This window comes from Loigolactobacillus backii (assembly GCF_003946275.1).
In the GTDB taxonomy this organism is placed as follows: Bacteria; Bacillota; Bacilli; order Lactobacillales; family Lactobacillaceae; genus Loigolactobacillus; species Loigolactobacillus backii.
Genome location: NZ_RHNQ01000098.1, coordinates 1 through 4,979, shown reverse-complemented (window position 1 = coordinate 4,979; position 4,979 = coordinate 1). Strand labels below are relative to the sequence as shown.

Sequence of the window (4,979 nt, the reverse complement as noted above, 5' to 3'; positions counted from 1 at the left end):
GAGCTTGCGTTTATTTTTTTGCCAAAAAAGCCAATAACCACACGCCTTTGGCGTGATTATTAGCTTTCAAGTTTCAGAATTTAAACTAAAAATAAGAAAGAGGTTAGCAGGTTGGCACGTTTAGAAACGCAACGATTGATTCTTCGCTCGTTCGCAGAGAATGATTTGGATGATTTACATCATTTTGCGCAGAATCCCAAACTAGGTAAAATGGCTGGTTGGCAGCCGCATAGTGGGCTTGGTGAAAGTCAGGCAATTTTAACGTTATTCATTCGTAGTGACGAGGTTTTTGCACTTGAATTAAAGGAAACACATCATGTAATCGGTAGTATCGGTCTACACCGCAGAGCACCGTCAGGATCAACGCCTGAGGACAGCGAGCGTGAGTTAGGTTTTGTTTTGGATGAAGACTATTGGGGGCAGGGCCTAATGCCGGAAGCCATCATGGGAATACTGGCCTTTGGGTTTAATCATTTACACTTAATGACAATTTGGGTGGGCCATTTTGCAAGTAATCGCCAGTCAAAACGTGTAATCGAAAAAACAGGATTCCATTTTGAATATGAATTAGAACGCCCAAAGTTATTTGCGGATGATGCACCAGTAACGGAATGTTATTATAAATTAACGGTGACTGATTACCGGGCGCAACAGGCCAAATTAGAGAATTCTTAGTTTTGAAGTAATTCTAATGGGGCTTTGATGAAAACAGTATGAAAATCTCTATCCTATAATGATTATCCATTAAAGACGTCGTTGGTTATGGTATAATAAATTTGATTATGGATAGGGGGAACTATGATGGATGAGCAAAAAGAGCGTGAAAATGCAATGAAAAAGGCTTACACTGAACGCTTAATCGCGATTGAAGCTGATGCTGATTTAACGATACTTGAAAAACAAGATAGAATTGATGCACAACCGAAGAAAATTACGCCATATATTGTTTACACGAATCTAAATCGGGAACGATTTAATGAACGAAGCTGTTCGGTATTTGTGTATACCCCGTACGCAAATGTTGATAAGTACGGCCATTCCAAAACAGACTATCAAAGTGAGCTACTTTTTGAATACAGTGCGTGGGACAACGAGATTCACATGACCGTTCTGGAGACACTTGGTTCCGAGAGCCAACTTGCTTTTTATGATTTTCAAAATCATGGGATGGCACAATTAGCAATTATTAATTTACTTAAAATTGCACGCAAAATAAACGTTACTGAAATTGAGGGTAATGTCAGTTCCTTTGATGGTGAGGGTTTAAAAAAGGTTATTTACCTATTGAGTAAGTTTGGTTTTAAGTTTGATATTCAAGATAAAAAGCAAGGCCTAGCCAGTTTTAAGTTGAAACTCGAATAGGCAGTTGGCTTGGCAGTTAGTTTAGATTGCAGTACAATTGAGAAACACCCTTGGCAGGAGGAACGTGTTGTAATGGTTCTAGCAACCTTTTACAAGCGTTCTTTTTTGATATGTTGGCAAAGTTGATGATGAATATGCTATGATAACTTTGAGTAGCAATCTAGGGAGTGTCCGAAAAAGCGTTCAGATGCGATTTCTTAATTATGGGGAAAATTCGAACGCCCTTTTAGGACACACTCTAATTTTGTAGAAAAAAGGTGTATCAGTCATGCAATTGACGCGAGGCTTCGAACAGGCGGCTTGTATTATCACATTATTAGCAACGCAAGACCCAGACTTTCCGATCTCATCTGAAGTTATTCATCATCGGTTAAACGGCTCCCAAACGTATTTACGTAAAATTATGCGCAAATTAGTGGTAGCAGGGTTAGTGAAGTCGGTTTCAGGGAATAATGGTGGTTTTACAATTGCTCGGCCTGCCAAGAATATTAGTCTTTATGACGTTGTCCAAGCGACTGAAGGGGATATTCATACTTATCCTGATTCAGGCCTAATTGATATTGTTTTTAAAGATTTTCAACCAGTCGCAAAGCAGGGAACATCGGTGGTTAATTCAGTTTTTAGCCGTGCGGATTCGCTGTGGGAAGATTCATTAAAAAAACGGAGTGTTTACCAACTGATTAGCGAGACTTTAGGTGAATCTGAAATTCCGTTGATTAATTGGAATGAGACTGATGAAAAGCGTGAACTATTGATTCAACGATTACTGCATAATCTTCATTAAAATCCAAATTAAAGCTGAAGCCCAGTGGCCTCAGCTTTTTTAGATGAATCTTTGTCAGGTAAAAGAAGATTCGGCATAAAACCGTGCTTAAAAGGACTCCCAAATTAAATGCTGCACACATGTGGTGTAATTTTACAGTTTGTGAAAAGAAGCCAAGCATATAAAGAGTGATTTAGCAAGATTGAAATTGAATTCACAAAATAAATTGCACAAGCTTTTTGCGGTTAGATATGCTATGATAAAAAACGGTTTTTGGTACACATTAGAGTTAGATACGTTTGATAAAACTTGGATCAAAATATAATAGACCTTAAAGAACCGAGGAGGAGACTTTTTGACAGAAAAACGATATGGTGCGGATATTATTTTAGAAAGCCTAATTAATCATGATGTTAAGTACGTATTTGGGATTCCGGGGGCTAAGATCGACCGTTTATTTGATCGCTTGAGTCATAGTAAAAACCCGAAAACGCCACAATTAATCGTTACCCGGCACGAACAGGATGCCGCTTTTATGGCCGCAGGAATTGGCCGGATCACTGGCAAACCAGGCGTGGTCGCAACAACATCTGGACCTGGGGTAAGTAATTTGGCCACAGGGCTGGTAACAGCAACTGCCGAAGGTGATCCAGTATTGGCTATTTCGGGGCAAGTTCAGCGGACTGATTTACTGCGCTTGACGCATCAAAGCATGGCTAATGCAGCTACGATGGCACCAATTACTAAATATAGTGCTGAAGTTCAGGAACCAGAGAATGTTTCTGAGGTTTTAGCCAATGCCTATCGTGAGGCAACTTCGGCTAAGCAAGGTGCTAGTTTTATTAGTGTGCCCCAAGATGTGGTTGATTCTGAGGTTAAAAGTCCAGCAATCATGCCACTACAGGACCCAAAGCTAGGTCCCGCCAGTCCGGCCAATATCACCGTTTTGGCTCGGGAAATCAAAGAAGCGCAGCTACCGGTTTTATTAGTCGGCATGCGTGCTTCTTCGGAAGAAGTGACCCAGGCAATTCGGAATATTTTAGAAGTTTCTGATTTACCAGTTGTTGAAACCTTCCAGGCAGCAGGAATTATTTCTCATGATTTAGAGAAGAATTTCTTTGGTCGGGTAGGATTATTCCGTAATCAACCAGGCGATATGTTGTTGAAACACAGTGATTTAGTCATTGCGGTGGGCTATGATCCAATTGAGTATGAACCGCGAAATTGGAATGCCGAAAGCGATGCCCGAATTATTGTTATTGATGATATGAAGGCACAAATCGACCATAATTATCAGCCTGAACAGGAGCTTGTTGGTGATATTGCCCAGACATTAGAATTCTTATTACCTTATTTAAAGGGGCTCAAGATTAAAGAAACTTCGCAACATTATTTGGAACAATTACACACAAAATTAGAACAGCGTGATTTACCACCAGTTATGCCACCAGAAACAAAATTGGTCCATCCGTTGGCAGTTATTTCGGCCTTACAGAAACGGGTCGATGATTCAATGACGGTCGCGGTTGACGTGGGAAGCCACTATATTTGGATGGCCCGGCATTTTCGTAGTTATGAACCACGTCATTTGTTGTTCAGTAACGGAATGCAGACACTTGGGGTAGCCTTACCGTGGGCGATTTCTGCTGCATTATTGCGGCCAAATACCCAGATCATTTCAGTTTCCGGTGATGGTGGTTTCTTATTTTCTGGTGAAGAATTGGAAACGGCTGTGCGACTTAATTTAAAGATTGTTCAGCTGATTTGGGATGATGGCCACTATGATATGGTTAAATTCCAAGAAGAAATGAAGTACGGCGAGTCCGCTGGAGTTGATTTTGGCGCGGTTGATTTTGTAAAATATGCTGAAAGCTTTGGTGCAACTGGTTTGCGGGTTAACCAATCCGGTGACTTGAACCAGGTTTTGGATCAGGCATTTGCAACGCAAGGTCCGGTGATTGTTGATATTCCAATTGATTACAGTGATAATAAGAATTTAGGTGAGACGATTTTACCTGATCAGTTCTATTAAGATTTAAGCAAAGGAGCAAGAAAATGGCAGTAACAGATAAATCAGTATTGTACCAACATGGCACGTTGAGTTTGTTAGTTCCCGGTCTGTTTGAAGGAACAATGACTATCGGTGAATTGCTGCAACACGGGAATTCCGGTATTGGAACCGTCCAAGATTTTAATGGTGAAATGGTTGTTTTGGATGGCCACGCCTATCAAGTTGTTGAAACAGGTGAGGTGCACGAACTGACGGCCGAACAATCAGTTCCTTTTGCAACGGTGCACTTTGACGACCCTAAAGTAACGACCCACGAGACTAAGTTGACCAAGGCTGATGTTGAGCAAAAATTACTAACGGATTATCCTTACAAGAACGTTTTTTATGCGGTTAAAATCCGAGGAACATTCAGTCACATGTTGACCCGCGTTGTTCAAAAACAGGAAAAGCCGTACCCCAACCTAACTGAGTCAACAAAGACGCAGCCAAAATTCAAGCAAGAAAATGTTGAGGGAACGTTAATCGGTTATTACGCACCAGAATTATTTCAGGGTGTTGCAGTTGCTGGTTACCACGTCCATTTTTTGAGCAATGATCATTCCATTGGCGGGCACGTGCTTGATTACACTCTGGCCGAAGGGGACGTTTCGATTCAGCCATTTGCGTCGTTGCAGCAACACTTCCCGTTAGAAGATCCGGCTTTTTTGAAGGAAGATTTTAATTACGCCGGAATGAGTACGTCAATTAACAAGGCAGAAAAATAAATGGGTCTACACTTTCTGGTATTGGTGAATAACTAATACCGGTTTTTTGTCTGTTTTGAAAATCAGAAAAATAAAAAAG

General features: G+C 40.8%; 5 protein-coding genes. All 5 read left to right on the top strand.

Annotated features, from left to right (window positions below):
• Positions 1–111: 111 nt before the first annotated feature.
• The 5 genes from EKM61_RS11260 (at position 112) to budA (ending at position 4,900) form a co-directional block, all read left to right on the top strand.
• Positions 112–675: a GNAT family N-acetyltransferase gene (locus EKM61_RS11260; RefSeq protein ID WP_068377044.1), complete on the top strand. Its 564-nt coding sequence runs from the start codon at positions 112–114 to the stop codon at positions 673–675.
• Positions 676–798: 123 nt separating this feature from the next.
• Entirely contained in the window at positions 799–1,362 is a 564-nt protein-coding gene (locus tag EKM61_RS11255) for a hypothetical protein (RefSeq protein ID WP_404802826.1), read from the top strand.
• A gap of 268 nt (positions 1,363–1,630) precedes the next feature.
• On the top strand, positions 1,631–2,146 hold the full coding sequence (locus EKM61_RS11250; protein WP_068225495.1) for an Rrf2 family transcriptional regulator: 516 nt from the start codon (positions 1,631–1,633) through the stop codon (positions 2,144–2,146).
• Positions 2,147–2,480: 334 nt separating this feature from the next.
• Positions 2,481–4,157 carry an acetolactate synthase AlsS gene (alsS, locus tag EKM61_RS11245; RefSeq protein ID WP_068377042.1) on the top strand — a complete coding sequence of 559 codons (1,677 nt, stop codon included), beginning with the start codon at positions 2,481–2,483 and terminating at the stop codon, positions 4,155–4,157.
• 23 nt (positions 4,158–4,180) lie between these two features.
• Positions 4,181–4,900, top strand: coding sequence for an acetolactate decarboxylase (gene budA, locus EKM61_RS11240; protein ID WP_068225493.1), 720 nt, complete (start codon positions 4,181–4,183; stop codon positions 4,898–4,900).
• The last annotated feature ends 79 nt before the right edge of the window (positions 4,901–4,979 follow it).

Coding starts and splice junctions, on each gene's coding strand:
- EKM61_RS11250 (WP_068225495.1), top strand. CDS start 1,631: ATGCAATTGACGCGAGGCTTCGAACAGGCGGCTTGTATTATCACATTA.
- budA (WP_068225493.1), top strand. CDS start 4,181: ATGGCAGTAACAGATAAATCAGTATTGTACCAACATGGCACGTTGAGT.
- EKM61_RS11255 (WP_404802826.1), top strand. CDS start 799: ATGATGGATGAGCAAAAAGAGCGTGAAAATGCAATGAAAAAGGCTTAC.